The sequence below is a fragment of the Streptomyces sp. NPDC038200 genome (genome assembly GCF_055600785.1).
The window spans coordinates 24,013-39,706 of the sequence record NZ_JBVJYH010000004.1 but is presented as its reverse complement, the minus strand read 5'-3'; the positions used below and the strand labels follow the sequence as shown (position 1 = coordinate 39,706).

Here is a 15,694-nt window from a genome sequence, read left to right as displayed (position 1 = left end):
GTACGGACTCCGGCGGTACAAATGTCACGGGTGCCCGCCGAGCTGACGCGGCGTCAGGAGCCTTCACAACTGCGGAGTGCTGGGCTATACAGAGGGCGCCGGACTGGAACGCGTTCTAGATCGGCCCGCAGCGACCCCGGTGCGGCCGACGGTGCGGACGTCCGCGCCGGGGTCTTTCGCCGCCACTGTCTCAGGAGCCCCATGCCCATCGACGCAGCGAAGGCCCTCGCGGCCGAACCCCGGACCGGCGAGATCACCTGGGACCACAGGGACGTCCAGCTCTACCACCTCGGCATCGGCGCCGGCACCGACCCGGACAAGGCCCACCCCGCCACCGACCCGGACGAGCTGCGCTACACCCTGGAGTCCCGGCTGCACGTCCTGCCGAGCTTCGCCACCGTCGCGGGCGCCGGCTCACCCGGCGTGATCAGCGGACTGTCCATGCCGGGCATCGACGTCGACCTGACCCGGGTCCTGCACGGCGGCCAGAGCCTGACCCTCCACCGGCCCATCCCGGCCGCGGGCACCGCCACCGCCACCGGCCGGATCGCCGCCGTGTACGACAAGGGCAAGGCCGCGGTCCTGGTCATGCGCACCGACGTCGCCGACACCGCAGGCCCGCTGTGGACCAACGACGCGCAGATCTTCGTCCGCGGCGAGGGCGGCTTCGGCGGCGACCGCGGCCCCTCCGTCACCCTCGACCCGCCCGCCGGCGACCCCGACCGGACCGTCGACCGGCCCGTCCGTCCCGACCAGGCCCTCCTCTACCGGCTCTCCGGCGACTACAACCCCCTGCACGCCGACCCCGAGTTCGCCAAGCTCGCCGGCTTCGACAAACCGATCCTGCACGGGCTGTGCACCTACGGCATCACGCTCAAGGCGGTCGTGGACACGCTGCTCGGCGGCGACGTGACCCGGGTGCGCGGCTACCGCACCCGGTTCGCCGGGGTCGTGTTCCCGGGGGAGACCCTGCGCATCCGCATGTGGCGCGAGGAGGGGCGGGTGCGGATCACCGTGGGGGCGCTCGAACGACAGGACGCGCCGGTCCTCGCGGACACCGTCGTGGACCACTGCTGAAACCAGTATCCGAGGGGAGCCGCACCATGCGCGCAGCCGTACTGCACGAGATCGGCCAGGAGAAGCTGGAGGTCCTCGACGACGTCGAAGCGGTGGGCTTCGGCCCCGGCAAGGTCAGGGTCCGGGTGCGCGCCACCGGGCTGTGCCACTCGGACCTGTCCGCGATGAGCGGAGTGCTGCCCCAGCCGGCCCCCTTCGTGCCCGGCCACGAGGGCGCCGGCGAGATCCTCGACGTGGGGGAGGGAGTACGGCACCTCAAGCCCGGCGACCGGGTCGTCCTGTGCTGGCTGCCCGCCTGCGGCGCCTGTCCGGCCTGCGGGCGGGGGCAGACCCAGCTCTGCCTGGCCGGGTTCATGAACGCCGGCACCCCCAACTTCCGCCGCCCCGGCGGCGACCTCTTCGGTTTCGCGGGCACCGGCACCTTCGCCGAGGAGGTCGTGGTCGACGCCGGCTGCGCCGTGCCCCTCCCGCAGGACGTGCCCTTCGACATCGCCGCCCTGATCGGCTGCGGGGTGACGACCGGTCTCGGCGCCGCCCTCAACACCGCCGACGTCGCGGCCGGCTCGTCGGTCGCCGTCATCGGCTGCGGAGGCGTCGGCATCTCGGCGGTGCAGGGGGCCCGGCTGAAGGGGGCCGCGGAGATCGTCGCTGTCGACCCGGTCGCCTCCCGGCGCGAGGCGGCCCTCGGGTTCGGCGCCACCAGGGCCGTCGCCCCCGACGAACTGGCCGACGCCAAGCAGCAGGTCACCGGCGGGGAGGGCTTCGACTACGTCTTCGAGGTCGTCGGCCGGTCCGCCACCGCCCGCACCGCCTACGAGAACACCCGGCGCGGCGGCACCCTCGTCGTGGTCGGCGCCGGCGCCATGGACGACTTCCTCCAGCTCAACATGTTCGAGCTGTTCTTCGACGAGAAGCGCATCCTGCCGTCCCTGTACGGCGGCGGCGACGTCCTGCGCTCCTACGAGCGCACGATCGCCCTGTGGCGGGCCGGCCGCGTCGACCTGGCGGGCCTGATCACCCACCGGGTGCCGCTCGCGGAGATCAACGAGGCACTGGACCAGATGCGCACCGGGGCCGCCCTGCGTACCTGCATCGAGATCTGAGAGAGCCGAGGACTCCCGGAATGTCACAGCCACTGGAGGGACTGTCCGCGATCGTCACCGGCGGCGGACGCGGGCTCGGCCGGGCCGAGGCCCTGGAACTGGCCCGGCTCGGCGCGGCCGTCGTCGTCAACGACCTCGGCCGGCCCGGCAGGGACGGTACCGGCGCGGTGTCGGCGGGGCCCGCCGAGCAGGTCGCGGCGGAGATCCGCGCGGCCGGCGGCCGGGCCCTCGCGCACACCGGGGACATCGCCGACTTCGGGCAGGCCGGCGAACTCGTCCGGACGGCGATCGCCGAGTTCGGCAAGCTGGACATCCTCGTCAACAACGCCGGCATCCTGCGCGACCGCATGGTCTTCTCGATGACCGAGGACGACTGGGACCCGGTGATCCGCGTCCACCTCAAGGGACACTTCAACACCACCCACTTCGCCGCCGCGCACTGGCGGGAGCGGTCCAAGGCGGCCGGGGCGGCGGTGTACGGGCGGATCGTGAACACCTCCTCGGAGGCGTTCCTGGCCGGATCCGCGGGCCAGCCCAACTACGCGGCGGCGAAGGGCGGGATCGTCGGCCTGACCACCTCCACCGCACTCGCCCTCGCCAAGTACGGCGTCACGGCCAACGCCATCTGCCCGCGCGCCCGCACCCGGATGACCGAGGACGTCTTCGCGGGCTTCGGGACACCGGACGAGGGCATGGACCCGCTCGCTCCCGAGCACGTCGCCCCGCTCGTCGGCTATCTCGCCGCACCGGCCGCCGCCCGGGTCAACGGCCAGCTGCTCGTCGTCCACGGCGGGATGGTCGCCGTGATCGAACGTCCGCGGGTGCAGGCGAAGTTCGACAGCAAGCAGGACACCTTCACGTACGACGAACTCGACACCCTGCTCACCCCGTACTACGCGGACCGGCCGGCGGAGGAGACCTTCGCGGCGGCGGAGGTGCTGGGACTCAAGCGGGGCTGAAGCACGGGAAGACACAGAGGGGGCACCCGACGGGTGCCCCCTCTGTACTCACTGCCGTCAGGCAGCCACCTCGGCCGCTTCCTGGGCCGGCTTGCGGTGCCGGCCGTGCGGATCCGTCTCGCTCTCCTGGGCCGCGATCGGGCCCCTGTGCCGGCCGTGGCCGGCGGTCTCGTAAGAGTCGGCAGACAGCTGCTCAGTGGTGCTGGTGTCGCTCATCGGACGTATTCACCCCGTCAACATGATCTTTCGTACAGCCGAGCGAGTCTAACCGGCGCACCACCGGCCGAATCCAGGCGCACACGCCGACCGGCACTAGTTCGTTACAAGACGTCCCAGAGGGGCCTGTTGCAACGGCACCGGTGTCACCGCCGGTGCCGGGGACGCCGGTTCCTGCTCCCGGGTTACGGGCACCACCTCGGGCGGCCCGTACTCCTCCAGGGGCGCCGGCAGCTCCGCCACACCGCACGGCGTGCCGTCCGTGGCGTAGGGCAGCCGGAGCACCCCGTCCCGGGTCCACAGACCGGCCCCCGCCAGCCAGCCCTCGGGCGCCGCGAGGTGCCGGACCTGCCGTGCGGCCGGACGCCAGGTGCCCACCCAGGTGCCGAACGCCCCGTCGAAGCGCAGCGCCACCGCACAGCTCTCCGGCGTCAGCATCTGCCCCGGCTGGATCGCGAACGGCGTCACCGCGCAGTCCGGCAGCCGCAGGCACTCCGGGAACCGCACCGGCAGGGTGCTGCCGAGCACGCCCCAGCCCACTCGTTCCCGCCCCGGGCTGGGGGCGTCGGAGGAGATCAGCAGCAGTCCGCTGTCGAGGTCGGCGAGCAGCAGCCGGTCGTCGCTGCCGTCCGCGATCTGGAGCAGCGGCGAGACCTCGCCGTCGCGCTCCAGGTCCACCACCACCGTCTTGGTGCGTCCGTCCAGTTCCCGGTCGAGCGCCAGCAGCCGTCCGGCACCGTCCAGCCAGACCCCGCCCGTACAGCGCCCCGGCACCTCGGCGAGCCGTTCAGGACCGAACGCCCCGCCCGCCACCAGCCACACCGCGCTGGAGTCCGCTCCCACGGCGAGGGCGTACGCCCGCACGCCCCCGGGGGCCGGCGGCAGCAGGGTGAGCCGGGCGGCGGGCCCGGGGCACTCCACCGCGCCCAGCGGCAGCTCGCCGGTGCCGGGCCCGGTCGGATACAGCAGCGAGAAGGCGTGCCGCCCGGCCACCAGCCGGTGGATCAGCACCCGTCCGTCGCCCATCGGCTGCACCTCGGTGCCGGGCTCCTCCGGCTGGTTGCCGGGCAGCGGCACGGCGTACGGCTCCGGGCCGTCCAGGGTCCAGCGCTCCGGGAACCAGCAGTCACCGGCCGGGGCCAGCCGGGCGGCGTACGCGCCGTCCGCCGTGATCGCGCATCCCGCCTCCGGCGCGCCGTCCGCGGTGATCGCGCGCCCTGCTCCCGGCGCGCCGTCCGCGGTGATCGCGCGCTCCGCCTCCGGCGCGCCGTCGGCCCCGTCCGTGGGCGGGGTTTCGATCGCACAGGCCGTCATCGTTCGGTCACCTCCGGCGACGAAGCTAGTTTTCGCACGACAGGCGGGGGACCGGCCCACTTCGGCTTCACACATAAGGGTGGCGCAGAAGCGATTCACCTGAGGAAAGCGGGGCGAGTGTGCTGAGCGGGGACAGAGCGGGCGCATGCGGTACGGCCCCGCCGAACGGCCAGGTAGCCTTGGCCCGTGCCCCGTCTGTCTGAAGTCATCGCCGCACTGGAGAACCTGTGGCCCGCCGAGCGGGCCGAGTCCTGGGACGCGGTCGGAACGGTCGTGGGCGACCCCGACCAGGAGGTCACCCGGGTCCTGTTCGCCGTCGACCCCGTGCAGGAGATCGTCGACGAGGCGGTGAAGCTCGGCGCCGACCTGCTGGTCACCCACCACCCGCTCTACCTGCGGGGGACGACCACGGTCGCGGCCACGCACTTCAAGGGCCGGGTCGTGCACACGCTGATCAAGAACGACATCGCGCTGCACGTCGCCCACACCAACGCCGACAGCGCCGACCCCGGTGTCTCCGACGCCCTCGCCGGCGCCCTCGACCTGCGCGTCGTACGCCCCCTCGTGCCCGACCCCACCGACCCGCACGGGTGCCGGGGCCTCGGCCGCGTCTGCGAACTCGACCACCCCCTCACCGTCCGCGAACTGGCCGCCCGCGCGGCCGAGCGGCTGCCCGCCACCGCGCAGGGCATCCGGGTGGCCGGCGACCCCGAGGCCGTCGTCCGTACGGTGGCCGTCAGCGGCGGCTCCGGCGACAGCCTCTTCGACCAGGTCCGCGCGGCCGGTGTCGACGCCTTCCTCACCGCCGACCTGCGCCACCACCCCGCGTCCGAGGCGGTGGCCCACGGTCCCCTCGCGCTGATCGACGCGGCGCACTGGGCCACCGAGTGGCCCTGGTGCGAGCTGGCCGCGAGCCAGCTCGACGAGATCTCCGACCGTCACGGCTGGGACCTGCGCGTCCACGTCTCCAAGACGGTCACCGACCCCTGGACCGCCCACGCGGCGTCCATCACCACCCTCTAGCCCATGGGAGCCCCCAACTGAACGCCGCGCCCGCCGACCAGATCCGACTCCTCGACGTCCAGGCCCTCGACGTCCGCCTCCAGCAGCTCGCGCACAAGCGGAAGTCCCTGCCCGAGCACGCCGAGATCGAGTCGCTGACGAAGGACCTCACGCAGCTGCGCGACCTGCTCGTGGCCGCGCAGACGGAGGAGAGCGACTGCGCCCGCGAGCAGACCAAGGCCGAGCAGGACGTCGACCAGGTGCGTCAGCGTTCCGTCCGCGACCAGCAGCGCCTGGACTCCGGCGCGGTCACCTCGCCGAAGGACCTGTCCAACCTCCAGCACGAGATCGCCTCGCTCGCCAAGCGGCAGGGCGACCTGGAGGACGTGGTCCTGGAGGTCATGGAGCGCCGTGAGGCCGCGCAGGAGCGGGTGACCGAGCTGACCGAGCGGGTGGGCTCGGTGCAGTCGAAGATCGACGACGCGACCGGCCGCCGGGACGCCGCGTTCGAGGAGATCGACGGCGAGGCCGCCTCCGTCACCAAGGAGCGCGAGGTCGTGGCGGCGTCCGTCCCGGCCGACCTCCTCAAGCTGTACGACAAGCTGCGCCAGCAGCAGGGCGGCATCGGCGCCGCCAAGCTCTACGCCCGTACCTGCCAGGGCTGCCGGCAGGAGCTGGCCATCACCGAGCTGAACGAGATCCGCGGGGCGGCGCCGGACACGGTGGTCCGCTGCGAGAACTGCCGGCGCATCCTGGTGCGTACGGCGGAGTCGGGTCTGTAGGAGACACAGGGACAAGGGGCTTCAGGGGTGCGGGAGTTCATCGTCGAGGCCGACGGCGGGTCACGGGGCAACCCCGGGCCCGCCGGTTACGGCGCCGTGGTCTGCGACGCGGCGACGGGGGAGACGCTGACGGAGACGGCGGAGTACATCGGCGTCGCGACGAACAACGTCGCCGAGTACCGGGGCCTGGTGGCCGGCCTGCGCGCCGCCCGCGCCCTCGACCCCTCCGCGCCGGTGCACGTCCGCATGGACTCCAAGCTCGTCATCGAGCAGATGTCGGGCCGCTGGAAGATCAAGCACCCCGACATGAAGCCGCTGGCGGCCCAGGCGCGGTCCGTCCTTCCGCCGGGCCAGGTCACCTACGAGTGGATCCCCCGCGACCGCAACAAGCACGCGGACCGCCTGGCCAACGAGGCGATGGACGCGGGAGCCAAGGGCGGCCAGTGGTCCCCGTCCGGCTCCCGGGCGGCCTTGGACACCCCGCCCGCCGTCCCCGAGCCCTCCGGACCGCCCGGCGACGCGGTCGCGGGCGCGGCGAAGGCCCGGGCGGCGCTGGCGGCCGCCGCGGCCCGGCCGGTGGCGGCTCCGGCCGAGGACGACGTCGAGGCGGAGGCGGTGCGCGAGGCGTCGGCCGTGCGCGAGGTGTCGGCGGTGCGCGAGGCCGAGGCGGCACGTCCCGGCGAGCGGCGCCCGGCCTCCCCCGGCGAGGAGCGCCGCACGGCTCCGGGCTGGAGCGCCGCCCCCGACCTCGGCGCCCCCGCCACCCTCGTCCTCCTCCGCCACGGCGAAACCCCCCTCACCCCGCAGAAGCGCTTCTCCGGCAGCGGCGGCAGCGACCCCTCCCTCTCGGACGCGGGGCGTGAGCAGGCCCGGCGGGTGGCGGAGGCGCTCGCGCGGCGCGGCACCATCGAGGCGATCGTCGCCTCCCCGCTCGCCCGTACCCGCGAGACGGCCGGGATCGTCGCCGCCCGCCTCGACCTGGGCGTCACGATCGAGGACGGTCTGCGGGAGACGGACTTCGGCGCCTGGGAGGGCCTGACCTTCGGCGAGGTCCGCGAACGCCACCCGGACGACCTGAACACCTGGCTCGCCGACCCGGAGGCCCACCCCACCGGCGGCGGCGAGAGCTTCGCGGAGACCGCCACGCGGCTGGAGGCCACCCGGGAGAAGCTGGTCTCGGCCTACGCGGGCCGTACCGTCCTGCTGGTCACGCACGTCACGCCGATCAAGACCCTCGTCCGCCTCGCCCTCGGCGCCCCGCCCGCGTCGCTGTTCCGGATGGAGCTCTCGGCGGCCTCCCTGTCGGCGGTGGCGTACTACGCGGACGGCAACGCGAGCGTACGGCTGTTCAACGACACGTCCCACCTGCGGCCCTGAGCCCGGCCGCGGCCCGCGCCAGCTCCTCGATCCGGCCCCAGTCCCCGGCGGCCACCGCGTCCGCCGGGACCATCCAACTGCCGCCCACACAGCCGACGTTGGGCAGGGACAGATACTCCGGCGCGGTCGCCGGGCCGATCCCGCCGGTCGGGCAGAAGCGGGCCTCGGGCAACGGCCCGGCCAGCGACTCCAGATAGGCCGTACCGCCCGCCGCCTGCGCCGGGAAGAACTTCATCTCCCGCACCCCGCGCTCCAGCAGCGCCACGACCTCCGAGGCGGTCGACACACCGGGCAGGAACGGCACCCCGGACTCCCGCATCGCCGTCAGCAGCGCCTGCGTCCAGCCGGGGCTGACCAGGAACCGGGCTCCGGCCGCCGTGCACGCCGCCACCTGTCCGGGCGTGAGGACCGTGCCCGCCCCGACCACGGCCCCCGGGACCCCGGCGGCGATCGCCCGGATCGCGTCCAGCGCGGCCGGGGTCCGCAGGGTCACCTCGATCGCGGGCAGCCCGCCCGCCACCAGCGCCCGCGCCAGCGGCACGGCGTCGGCGGCGTCGGCGAGCACCACGACGGGCACGACGGGCGCGAGATCCAGCACGGAGGCAGCCGGAAGGGAGGGCAGCGGCGAGGTCATGCCCTCATCGTGCCCAGTGACTGCACCTCATGCAATGAGCGTTGCGCATGACGCAACGCCCTGCTGTGGGGGTCAGTGGATCTCGTCCACCAGCACGTCCAGCGCCCATGCCTTGCCCGCCTTCCCGGGCGCCTCCGCCTCCACGACGTACCCCAGCTCCCGCAGCGCCGTCACCAGCTCGGCGGGATCCCCCGGCGCCACGGCGCCGGTCAGCAGGCTGCGGACGATCCGGCCCTTCGTCGCCTTGTTGAAGTGGCTGACGACCTTCCGGGTCGGGGCGTGCAGCACCCGCACCGTCGCCGTGCGCCCGGCCACCTCCCCCTTCGGCTTCCAGGCCGTCGCATAGGCCGAGGACCGCAGATCCAGCACCAGCCCCTCCCCGGCCGCCTCCGGCATGACCTCCGCCATCGGCGCCCGCCAGTGCCCGGCCAGCGCGCCGAGCCCCGGCAGCTTCACCCCCATCGAGCAGCGGTAGGAGGGGATCCGGTCCGTCACCCGCACGGCGCCCCACAGCCCCGAGAAGACCAGCAGCGAGTCCGCCGCGCGCCGCCTCGCCGCCGCGTCCAGCGTGGCCAGGCCGAGGGCGTCGTAGAGGACACCGGTGTAGATCTCCCCGGCGGGGCGGGCGCCGGCCGTGCGCAGTCCGGCGTTCTTCGCGACCTCGCCCCGCAGCCCCTCGCTCAGCCCGAGCACCTCGCGGGCCTTCTCCTCGTCGCCGGCGCACAGCTCGACCAACTCCGCGAGCACGGCCTCCCGCGCGGCGGTCAGCCCCGGCAGGGACAGCGACCCGAGCTCCAGCGGGGCACCCTCGCCCGAGTTCGCCTTGCCTTCGGAGGGCGGCAGCAGGACCAGCAACACGTACTCCTTACGTAGACCTCCGCGCCAGGGTACGGCGTGCCCCCGCTCCGGCCCCGCCCTACGCTCGCTGTATGCCCCGCCGCAAGATCCGCGTCACCGGCGCCCCCGAGGCCCCGCTCCGGGCCGCGCTCGCCGCACTCCGGGCCGAGCTGGGCATCCCCGAGGACTTCCCGCCGGAGGCCCGGGCGGAGGCCGAGCGCGCGGCGAAGGCGCCTCTGCCACCGTCGTACGACGCCACGGACATCCCCTTCTTCACCCTCGATCCGCCCGCCGCCACGGATCTCGACCAGGCCACCCACCTGTCCCGGCGGGGCACCGGCTACCGCGTCCGGTACGCCATCGCCGACGTCGCCGCCTTCGTCGCACCCGGCGGGCCGCTGGACGCGGCGGCGCACCGGCGCGTGACCACCCTGTACTTCCCCGACGGGAAGGTCCCGCTGCACCCCGCCGTGCTGAGCGAGGACGCGGCCAGCCTGCTGCCGGACCGGACCCGGCCGGCCGCGCTGTGGACCATCGACCTGGACGCCGACGGCCGCACCCTCGCCGCCGACGTGCGCCGTGCCCTCGTCCGCAGCCGCGCCAAGCTCGACTACGCGGGCGTGCAGCGGGACATCGACGCCGGGACGGCCGAGGAACCCGTCGCACTGCTCAAGGAGATCGGCGAGGCGAGGCAGCGGCTGGAGGCCGAGCGCGGCGGGATCTCCCTGAACCTGCCCGAGCAGGAGATCATCGAGCACCACCACGCCTACGAGCTGCGCTATCGCGCCCCGCTGCCCGCCGACGGCTGGAACGCCCAGCTCTCCCTGCTCACCGGCATGGCCGCCGCCGACCTGATGCTCGCCCACGGCACCGGCATCCTGCGCACCCTCCCGGCCGCCCCGGACGGTGCCGTGGGGCGGCTGCGCCGTACCGCCACCGCCCTGCGCATCGACTGGCCGCACCATGTGTCGTACGCGGCGCTGCTGCGCACCCTCGACCCGGACGACCCGCGCCACGCGGCCTTCCTCCAGGAGTGCACCACCCTGCTGCGCGGCGCCGGTTACACCGTCTTCCGGGACGGCGCGCTGCCCGCGCTCACCACGCACGCGGCCGTCGCCGCGCCCTACGCCCACTGCACGGCCCCGCTGCGCCGCCTCGCCGACCGCTACTCCTCCGAGATCTCTCTCGCCGCCTGCGCCGGGCAGGCCCCGCCCGACTGGGTGCTCGCCGCGCTGGAGGCGCTGCCGCGGCGGATGGCCGACGGGTCCCGGCTGGCGGGCACGGTCGAGCGGGAGTGCGTCGACATCGTGGAGGCGGCCCTGCTCAAGGACCGGGTCGGAGAGATCTTCGACGCCTGCCTGGTGGACGTGGACGAGCACCGGCCGACCGTGGGAACCGTGCAGGTGCTGTCCCCGGCGGTCGTCGGGCGCATCGAGGGCGAGCACCTGCCGCTCGGCGAACGCCTGCGGGTACGGCTCGACCGGGCCGACCCGGGCACGACGAAGCTCCTGTTCACCGCGGTGTGAGGGCGTGGACGAGGGCGCCGGGGTCGTCCGCGTGCAGCCGCACGACGCGCACCCGCCTGCGGCGGCCGAACAGGTTCGTGTGGACGACCGGCTCGGCGAGTTCGAGCGTCACCGTGGTCCGGGAGCCGATGGCGAGGTCGAGGGTGTCCGCCGTGTGCTCGTGCGTGGTCCGCGTCTCCCGGCGGACGGCGGCGATCGAGGCCAGCGGGATCCGCAGGTCCACACGGGCCCCGTGGCGCACCCTCAGCTCCCGTGGGGTCAGCACGTGCGGGCGGACCGCGCAGGCCGCGTGCAGGCCGACCACGAACAGCACCGTGTAGGCGTCCAGCACCAGCATCACCGCGTGCGCGACGGGCATGCCGCGCAGCAAGACGGCCATGCCGGCCGTCTCGACCAGGCACACGAAGGCCAGCCCCAGCATCGTCGCGCCCTGCCCGCGCGCGTACCCGAACGCCCGCCCGCCGGCGGTGCCCTCGGTGCGCCGGGCCACCCACAGCGCCAGCCCGGCCAGGAGCCGCAGCTCGTGCCGGGCCAGCCGGTACACCGTCGTCATGTGCCCTCCCCGTCAAGGAGCTTCAGCGCCCGGCGGATCACCTCTGCCCGGGCGGGGCCGAAATCGGCGTACAGGGCGCGCAGGAACGCGTGGTCCGGGTCGGCCGGACCGGCCGGCAGGAGAGCGGCCGGCATGCAGTCGACCAGCATGCGCGCCGCCCGTTCCACGCGCGGGTCGTCGGGGGAGGCGTCCGCCAGCGCGTCCAGCAGGGCGTACGCCTCCCGGGTGCGCGCCACCGTGTCCGGGTCGTCCAGCGCGTCGCGCAGCGCGGTGAGCAGCCGCTGCCGCTCCTCCGGCGACGCCGCGGTGTCCACCAGGGCGAGGACCTCGCGGTCCTTGGCGGCCATGGGGGAGTCGACGTGCGGCAACGCGGCCAGCAGCCCGGCCAGTTCGGGCGAGACGGGCCCCTCGGCGGGCAGCTCCCCGGCCTCCAGCAGCGCCCGCAGCCGCTGCCGGCGTCCGCGGATCTCCGTCTCCTGCCGGGCCAGATCCTCGTCGAGTTCGGTGAGCACGTCGGTGAGGTCCTTGCCGGCGTCGTCGGCGAGGACGTCCCGCACCTCGGTGAGGCCGAGCCCCAGCTCGGTCAGGCGCCGGATCCGGGCGAGCACGACGGCATGCCGCAGGGTGTAGTGCCGGTAGCCGTTGGACAGCCGCTCCGGCTCCGGCAGCAGGCCCACGTGGTGGTAGTGCCGCACCGTGCGCGTGGTGACGCCCACGGCGGCGGCGAGTTCTCCGATCCGCATGGGATCAGTACAGACGTTGACGCAGCGGAGGGGTCAAGCGGCGGCCACGGGCGTGCCGAGCCAGCGTTCCAGGGCCTCCGGCAGCCCGTCGCCGCCCGGCGCGTCGGCGGCCCACGCCACGAAGCCGTCCGGCCGTACGAACAGCGCCCGCAGTCCTGGCCGGTCCGGGCAGGCGGCCGTGACCACGTTGAGCCGGTCCCCGTGTCCCCCGGCGCGGGCCCGTAGCCCGGCGTCGTCGGCGAGGTCGAGCAGCAGGGCGCGGCCGTCGTGCAGCAGGCCGCCGAGCCGGGTGCCGTCGGACAGCTCCAGATCGGGGGCGCCGGCGCCGGTCAGCGGGTGGTCGCCGGGCAGGTCGTAGCGCTGCCAGAGACCGGAGATCCTCGTGACGAGGTAGGTCGTGCCCGTGCCGGTCAGCGCCAGGTCGGTCACCACCCGGCGCAGGGCACGGGCGTGCCGGTCCGGGCGCATCAGGGCGATCTGGGCACGGGTCCAGTCCAGCACCCAGGCGCCGATCGGGTGCCGCTCGGCGGTGTAGGTGTCCAGCAGGGACTCGGGTGCCGTGCCGCGGACGACGGCGGCCAGCTTCCAGCCCAGGTTCATCGCGTCCCCGATGCCCAGGTTCAGTCCCTGTCCGCCGAACGGCGAGTGCACGTGGGCCGCGTCGCCCGCGAGCAGCACCCGGCCCTTGCGGTACTCGGTGGCCTGACGGGCGTGGTCGGTGAACCGGGTCGCGGAGACCACCTTGTCCACGGTGACCTCGGGCACCCCGGACACCCGGCGCAGGCTGGCCTGCAGTTCCGCCGCGGTGACGGGCGCCGACCGGTCGGCCGGGGGGCCGTCGAACTCCACGCTGAGCACCCGGCCGGGAAACGGCCCGTGCGCGTACGTCCCCGTGTCCGTGGTGTTCCAGCCCACGCCCAGCCGCTCGTGACCGGTCAGCTCCACGACCGCCTGGTAGCCGGTGATCTCCGGGTCCGTGCCGGGGAAGTCGAACCCGGCGAGCTTGCGGACGGTGCTGCGGCCACCGTCGCAGCCGACGAGCCAGCCGGCCCGGACCGTGCCCTCGCCGGTGTGGACGGCGACCCCGTCCTCGTCCGTGTCGAAGCCGGTCAGCTCCACGCCCCGGCGCACCTCCGCCCCGAGCCGTGCGGCCCGCCGGGCCAGGATCCGCTCCAGCTCGGCCTGGGGCACCCCGAGTCCGCTCTCGGCGGCGGGGCCGACGTCGGCCCAGGCGGGGTCGGAGCCGTCGAAGAGATCGGGGTCCATCATGATCCCGGCGAAGTGCCCGGCGAACTTGGGCGGGACCTTGAACGCGCCCGTGGTCCTGCCGCTGTCCATGAAGGCGCGGATCCGCTCCCGCGCCGCCTCCCACACCGCCGTCAGCTCGGGCAGCAGGCCCCGCCGGTAGAAGGCGAGCGCGCTCGGGATGTTGATCGAGCCCGCCTTGATCGTCTCGTCCACCTCGGCCAGCCGCTCCACGACCAGCACCCGCGCTCCGCCCAGCCGCAGCTCGCAGGCGAGGAAGAGTCCCACGGGGCCGGCGCCGGCCACCACCACGTCGTAGTCCGTCGTCGTCATGGACTTAACTGTAGTCACTAAAAGTTTTGAGCGGCTATAGTTTTTCCATGAACATCAGGGACGACTCCACGGACGACGGCCCCACCGGCGAACTCGCGAACGGGGACCGCCTCGCGGAGGGGGACCTCTCCTTGCGGGAGCGCAAGAAGCGGGAGACCCGGCAGCGCATCTCGGACATCGCGACGCTGCTGATCGGGGAGCGCGGCTTCGACGCGGTGACGGTCGCCGAGATCGCCCGTGCGGCGGGCGTCTCGCCGATGACGGTCTTCAACTACTTCCCGCGCAAGGAGGACCTGTTCCTCGACCGCATCCCGCAGGCCGCCGCCCTCTTCGCCGCGGCCGTCCGCGACCGGGCCCCCGGTGAGCCCCCGCTCGCCGCCCTGCGCGGCCTGGCTCTCCGGCTCCTGGACGAGCGGCACCCGCTGGGCGGGGTGGGGGAGGGGTTCGCCGATTTCTGGCGGATCGTCGTCGGCTCGCCGGCGTTGCGCGCCCGGGCCCGCGAAGGCGTGGAGGAGGTCGAAGGGGCGCTCGCCGCCGCGCTGGGCGAGGCGGGCGTGGCGGACCCGCGGCTCGTGGCGGCGCTGGCCCTGGCCGCGTACCGGACGGTCTTCGTCGCGTCCCTGCGCCGGCTGGTGGCCGGCGATCCGGTCGACGAGGTGGCACGGGCGCACCGGGTACGGCTGGAGGCGGCGTTCGGGGCGCTGGAGCGGACGGGGCTCGACGGGTGACGCCGTGGGGGTGGTGAGGCGGGGCGGGCGGGGTCCGGCGGTCGGGGGCGTCGGCTGTCCGTGAGGGGGCTTGACGGTCGACGCCGCTGGTCGTCCGCGGCCGGGCCATGGTGGCCGACGCGGTCGGCTGTCCGTGGGCGGGGTCCGGCGGTCGAGCGCTGTTCGTGGGCGGGGTCCGGCGGTCGAGCGGTCGGCTGACCGTGGGCGGGTCTTGACGGCTAACGCTGTTAGCCGTACGGTCGTGGCTAACGACGTTAGCTCGACGTCGGCACCCGATGACGCAGGCCGGTCCGCAACGACCCGGAGGCAGCCATGACCGCGACAGCCGGCACCACCCCGCGCACCACGCCCACCGTCCTGCGTCGCGCCGCCTGGCTGGCCTTCGCCCTGTTCTGGACGGCCTTCGCGGTGGTGGAGTCCGTGAACCACGGCTGGCCGGCCGTGACCCTCGCCCTGGTCTTCCTCGTCCTGCCCGACCTGACCTTCCTGGTCGCCCTGGACGAGGCGCCCCGCATGGCCAAGGGGCAACTGCCGCCGCGCGCGGTGCCGTACTACAACGCACTGCACCGCGCCCTGGTCCCGTGCACGCTCGCCGTCGCCTACACCGTGCTCCCGGTGGACTGGCCGCCCGCCTTCGCCGCGCTGTGCGGCTGGCTCGCCCACATCTCGTACGATCGCGCCCTCGGCTACGGACCGCGTACGAAGGAGGGATTCCAGCGTGGCTGACCGGCTCACCCCGCGGGCACGGGAGATCGTGACGGCGGCCCGGGACCTCCTGGAGGAGGCCGGGCCCGACCGGCTCACCATGCGCACCCTCGCCGACCGCCTCGGCATCAAGGCCCCCTCCCTCTACAAGCACTTCCCCGACAAGCACGCCGTCGAGGTGGAGCTGGTCGCCCAGCTGCTCACGGAGACCGCCGAGGTGCTGGAGGCCGTCGAGGCCCGCACCCCCGGCTCGCTGTCCGCGCTCGCCGGGGCGTACCGCAGCCACGCCCTCGCCCACCCCCACCTGTACTGCCTCGCCACCGAACGCCCCCTGCCCCGCGAGTCGCTCCCGGCCGGACTGGAGGACCGGGCCGCCCTGCCACTGCTGCGCGCCTGCGCCGGCGACCTCGACCTGGCCCGCGCCGTCTGGTCCTTCGCCCACGGCATGGTCGTCCTGGAGATCCACGGCCGCTTCCCGCCCGACGCCGGACTGGACGCGGCATGGAAGCGGGGCCTCGCGGCGTTCCACCCCTAGCGAGCGGCACGGCGAAGGGGAGACC

Annotated in this window: 17 protein-coding genes; 10 read left to right on the top strand and 7 right to left on the bottom strand. The window is 74.4% G+C overall.

Going from position 1 to position 15,694, the window contains the following annotated elements:
* Positions 1-201 precede the first annotated feature (201 nt).
* From ACZ7KF_RS10025 to ACZ7KF_RS10015, 3 genes are read left to right on the top strand one after another with little or no spacing between them, the layout of a single operon-like run.
* Positions 202-1,077: a MaoC/PaaZ C-terminal domain-containing protein gene (locus ACZ7KF_RS10025; RefSeq protein ID WP_471071078.1), complete on the top strand. Its 876-nt coding sequence runs from the start codon at positions 202-204 to the stop codon at positions 1,075-1,077.
* Between the two features lie 26 nt (positions 1,078-1,103).
* Positions 1,104-2,180 carry a Zn-dependent alcohol dehydrogenase gene (locus ACZ7KF_RS10020; protein ID WP_471071075.1) on the top strand — a complete coding sequence of 359 codons (1,077 nt, stop codon included), beginning with the start codon at positions 1,104-1,106 and terminating at the stop codon, positions 2,178-2,180.
* 20 nt (positions 2,181-2,200) lie between these two features.
* Positions 2,201-3,139, top strand: coding sequence for a 3-oxoacyl-ACP reductase (locus tag ACZ7KF_RS10015; RefSeq protein WP_471071072.1), 939 nt, complete (start codon positions 2,201-2,203; stop codon positions 3,137-3,139).
* 57 nt (positions 3,140-3,196) lie between these two features.
* Here ACZ7KF_RS10015 and ACZ7KF_RS10010 read toward each other — a convergent pair whose 3' ends face one another.
* Together ACZ7KF_RS10010 and ACZ7KF_RS10005 are read right to left on the bottom strand one after the other, a co-directional pair.
* Positions 3,197-3,355, bottom strand: a complete 159-nt coding sequence (locus ACZ7KF_RS10010) for a hypothetical protein (RefSeq protein WP_471071069.1) — start codon at positions 3,353-3,355, stop codon at positions 3,197-3,199.
* A 96-nt stretch (positions 3,356-3,451) separates the two neighbouring features.
* Positions 3,452-4,669 carry a hypothetical protein gene (locus ACZ7KF_RS10005; RefSeq protein ID WP_471071067.1) on the bottom strand — a complete coding sequence of 406 codons (1,218 nt, stop codon included), beginning with the start codon at positions 4,667-4,669 and terminating at the stop codon, positions 3,452-3,454.
* Positions 4,670-4,855: 186 nt separating this feature from the next.
* Here ACZ7KF_RS10005 and ACZ7KF_RS10000 point away from each other — a divergent pair, with 186 nt between their 5' ends.
* From ACZ7KF_RS10000 to ACZ7KF_RS09990, 3 genes are read left to right on the top strand one after another with little or no spacing between them, the layout of a single operon-like run.
* A complete protein-coding gene (locus ACZ7KF_RS10000; protein ID WP_471071064.1) occupies positions 4,856-5,692 on the top strand; it encodes a Nif3-like dinuclear metal center hexameric protein in 837 nt (278 codons plus the stop codon).
* A gap of 17 nt (positions 5,693-5,709) precedes the next feature.
* Positions 5,710-6,453, top strand: a complete 744-nt coding sequence (locus tag ACZ7KF_RS09995; RefSeq protein WP_471072204.1) for a zinc ribbon domain-containing protein — start codon at positions 5,710-5,712, stop codon at positions 6,451-6,453.
* Between the two features lie 27 nt (positions 6,454-6,480).
* Entirely contained in the window at positions 6,481-7,830 is a 1,350-nt protein-coding gene (locus ACZ7KF_RS09990; RefSeq protein ID WP_471071061.1) for a bifunctional RNase H/acid phosphatase, read from the top strand.
* Here the strand turns inward: ACZ7KF_RS09990 and eda are convergent.
* Both eda and yaaA read right to left on the bottom strand, forming a co-directional pair.
* Positions 7,802-8,464 (bottom strand): bifunctional 4-hydroxy-2-oxoglutarate aldolase/2-dehydro-3-deoxy-phosphogluconate aldolase, encoded by a 663-nt coding sequence (eda, locus tag ACZ7KF_RS09985; protein WP_471071059.1) that lies wholly within the window; start codon positions 8,462-8,464, stop codon positions 7,802-7,804. The genes ACZ7KF_RS09990 and eda overlap by 29 nt on opposite strands.
* Positions 8,465-8,536: 72 nt before the next feature.
* The gene (gene yaaA, locus ACZ7KF_RS09980; protein WP_471072201.1) at positions 8,537-9,319 is read right to left on the bottom strand and encodes a peroxide stress protein YaaA; all 783 of its coding nucleotides are present in this window, start codon (positions 9,317-9,319) and stop codon (positions 8,537-8,539) included.
* Positions 9,320-9,393: 74 nt separating this feature from the next.
* Between yaaA and ACZ7KF_RS09975 the strand changes: the two genes are divergently transcribed.
* Positions 9,394-10,827 carry an RNB domain-containing ribonuclease gene (locus ACZ7KF_RS09975; RefSeq protein WP_471071056.1) on the top strand — a complete coding sequence of 478 codons (1,434 nt, stop codon included), beginning with the start codon at positions 9,394-9,396 and terminating at the stop codon, positions 10,825-10,827.
* On the opposite strand, the gene ACZ7KF_RS09970 is transcribed toward ACZ7KF_RS09975, so the two are convergent.
* From ACZ7KF_RS09970 to ACZ7KF_RS09960, 3 genes are read right to left on the bottom strand one after another with little or no spacing between them, the layout of a single operon-like run.
* Positions 10,814-11,380, bottom strand: a complete 567-nt coding sequence (locus ACZ7KF_RS09970; RefSeq protein ID WP_471071053.1) for a hypothetical protein — start codon at positions 11,378-11,380, stop codon at positions 10,814-10,816. The genes ACZ7KF_RS09975 and ACZ7KF_RS09970 overlap by 14 nt on opposite strands.
* Positions 11,377-12,123 carry a MerR family transcriptional regulator gene (locus ACZ7KF_RS09965; protein ID WP_471071050.1) on the bottom strand — a complete coding sequence of 249 codons (747 nt, stop codon included), beginning with the start codon at positions 12,121-12,123 and terminating at the stop codon, positions 11,377-11,379. Before ACZ7KF_RS09965 ends, ACZ7KF_RS09970 begins: the two co-directional genes overlap by 4 nt.
* Positions 12,124-12,156: 33 nt before the next feature.
* Positions 12,157-13,701 carry an FAD-dependent monooxygenase gene (locus ACZ7KF_RS09960; protein ID WP_471071047.1) on the bottom strand — a complete coding sequence of 515 codons (1,545 nt, stop codon included), beginning with the start codon at positions 13,699-13,701 and terminating at the stop codon, positions 12,157-12,159.
* A 47-nt stretch (positions 13,702-13,748) separates the two neighbouring features.
* Between ACZ7KF_RS09960 and ACZ7KF_RS09955 the strand changes: the two genes are divergently transcribed.
* The 3 genes from ACZ7KF_RS09955 to ACZ7KF_RS09945 all read left to right on the top strand — a co-directional run bounded on the left by ACZ7KF_RS09955 (position 13,749) and on the right by ACZ7KF_RS09945 (position 15,669).
* A complete protein-coding gene (locus ACZ7KF_RS09955) occupies positions 13,749-14,429 on the top strand; it encodes a TetR/AcrR family transcriptional regulator (RefSeq protein WP_471071044.1) in 681 nt (226 codons plus the stop codon).
* 312 nt (positions 14,430-14,741) lie between these two features.
* Positions 14,742-15,155 (top strand): DUF4260 family protein, encoded by a 414-nt coding sequence (locus ACZ7KF_RS09950; protein WP_471071041.1) that lies wholly within the window; start codon positions 14,742-14,744, stop codon positions 15,153-15,155.
* Positions 15,148-15,669 carry a TetR/AcrR family transcriptional regulator gene (locus ACZ7KF_RS09945; protein WP_471071038.1) on the top strand — a complete coding sequence of 174 codons (522 nt, stop codon included), beginning with the start codon at positions 15,148-15,150 and terminating at the stop codon, positions 15,667-15,669. Before ACZ7KF_RS09950 ends, ACZ7KF_RS09945 begins: the two co-directional genes overlap by 8 nt.
* The last annotated feature ends 25 nt before the right edge of the window (positions 15,670-15,694 follow it).